A 2,237-nucleotide genomic window follows, 5' to 3' on the forward strand; every position below is an offset into this window, starting at 1 on the left:
GCCTTGTCGAGCATAAAGCAAGGGCTAATCAATAATATCGTCGTTTTTGAAAATTATCCTGTAACGAAGGAGATCGAGAATGCGGCGGCAGACGTATCCGCGTTGAGTATAATTGACGCCAATGTGGTCGAGCAGACGAATTATAGCTTCAATTTGACCGTTATTCCGGGAGATGAGATCGTATTTAAATGTATTTATGACTCCTCAATAGACCAATACTGGATCGAAGCGATTGAAGCTCATTTGCTCCAATTAGTATCGACGGTCATTCATAATCCGAACGGAATCATTGTGGATATACAGCTGCTTTCCGATGAGGAACAATTGCTTCTGGCGGCGTTCAACCGGACGGAAGCGCCGTATCCGAAGGAGCAGACGATTCACAGCCTGTTCGAGGAGCAAGTAAAGCGAACGCCGGAGCGTACAGCGCTGGTGTACGGAGAGGAGCGTCTGAGCTACGCAGAGCTGAATGCCCGTTCGAATCGTCTTGCACGAAAGCTGCGGGAGCAGGGAGTCGGAGCGGATGAGCTGGTGGGTATCGCGTTGGAGCGGTCGACGGAAATGATCGTGGCGATCTTGGCGGTGCTGAAGGCGGGAGGCGCGTATGTGCCGATCGACCCGAGCTACCCGGAGGAGCGTATCCGCTACACGCTGGCAGATGCAGGAGCGAGGCTGGTGCTGACGCAGGCGGGTGTTGAAGAGAAGTTCGCGGACGGTACGGCGGAATCGTTGCTCGTACTGGAGCGTGCGCTGCTGGAAGAAGGAGACGGAACGGACCTGCCGGAGGCGGCGGGAGCGGAGCATCTGGCGTACGTGATCTACACGTCGGGGTCGACGGGCCTTCCGAAAGGAGTCCTGATTGAACACCATAGTGCGGTGAACCTTCTGAATAGCTTGCAGCAGTCGTATCCATGCTTGGAGCAGGACAGCTATTTATTGAAAACATCGGTTACTTTTGACGTTTCGGTAGCGGAACTGTTCGGATGGTTCATTGGCGGGGGACGCCTGATCGTTCTTGAGCCCGGCGCAGAAAAAGAACCGGAGTCTCTTATTCGTACAATAAATAAGTATCAAATTACGCATGTCAACTTTGTTCCATCCATGCTGCATGCGATGATGAGCGTGCTGGAACAAAGTGAAATTGGCTTGCCTGATACGAAATATATATTTTCTGCGGGAGAAGCTTTGACGGCTGCGCTAATCCGCCAGTACTACCTTTTGAGAAAGCAAAGCAAAGTTATGGCGGCACTTGAGAACTTATACGGTCCGACAGAAGCGACGGTATATGCATCCCGATACGCCATTTCAGAGGAAGATGACGAACGATTGCGCATCCCGATAGGGAAGCCTTTAGACAACGCCCGACTCTATGTCGTAAATTCCGAATTGAATCAACAGCCGATCGGGGTAGCCGGAGAGCTGTGCATCGCGGGAGTGGGCTTGGCGCGCGGCTACCTGAACCGCCCGGAACTGACGGAAGAGAAGTTTGTGCAGCATCCGAACGGAGAGCGGCTGTACCGGACGGGAGATTTGGCGAGATGGCTGCCGGACGGCAACCTGGACTATTTGGGCCGGATCGACGAGCAGGTGAAGATCCGGGGCTACCGGATCGAGCTGGGCGAGATCGAGACGGTTCTGCAGCGACACGAGCAGGTGAAGGAAGCGGTAGTGATCGCACGTCAGGATAAGGGAGCGGATTCCTATCTGTGCGCGTATGTGGTTGGTCACGACAAGCTGGAAGCAGCGGAGCTTCGCCGATATGTGGGAAGCCAATTGCCAAGCTACATGGTGCCGGCGTTCTTTGTGGAATTGGCCGAGGTGCCGCTGACGCCGAACGGGAAGGTGGACCGGAGAGGACTGCCGGAGCCGGAGCGGAGCGCTGCGGGAGGCGAAAGCTACGTAGCGCCGCGGACGGAACTGGAAGCGAAGCTGGCGGAAATCTGGCAAAGCGTGCTGGGCATCGCGCAAGTCGGGGCGAAGGATCACTTCTTCGAGCTGGGCGGTCATTCGCTGAAGGCGACGATGCTGGCGGCGCGGGTATACAAGGAGCTGAACGTGAACCTGCCGCTGCGGAGCATCTTCGAAGCGCCGCGGCTGGAGGAGCTGGCACAGCGAATCGCGGAGCAAGAGGAAAGCAAATACGCATCGATCGAGCGGACGGAGGAGCGGTCGTATTACCCGGTATCGTCGGCGCAGCGGCGGATGTATATCCTGAATCAGCTGGAAGGCGCGCAGAC

Annotated in this window: 1 protein-coding gene; it reads left to right on the forward strand. The window is 55.8% G+C overall.

Annotation, left to right across the window (positions count from 1 at the left end):
* A partial coding sequence (locus tag K0T92_RS24400; protein ID WP_219875234.1) for a non-ribosomal peptide synthetase occupies positions 1–2,237 on the forward strand: 2,237 nt, incomplete at both ends.

The sequence above is a fragment of the Paenibacillus oenotherae genome (assembly GCF_019443105.1).
In the GTDB taxonomy this organism is placed as follows: domain Bacteria; phylum Bacillota; class Bacilli; order Paenibacillales; family Paenibacillaceae; genus Paenibacillus_Z; species Paenibacillus_Z oenotherae.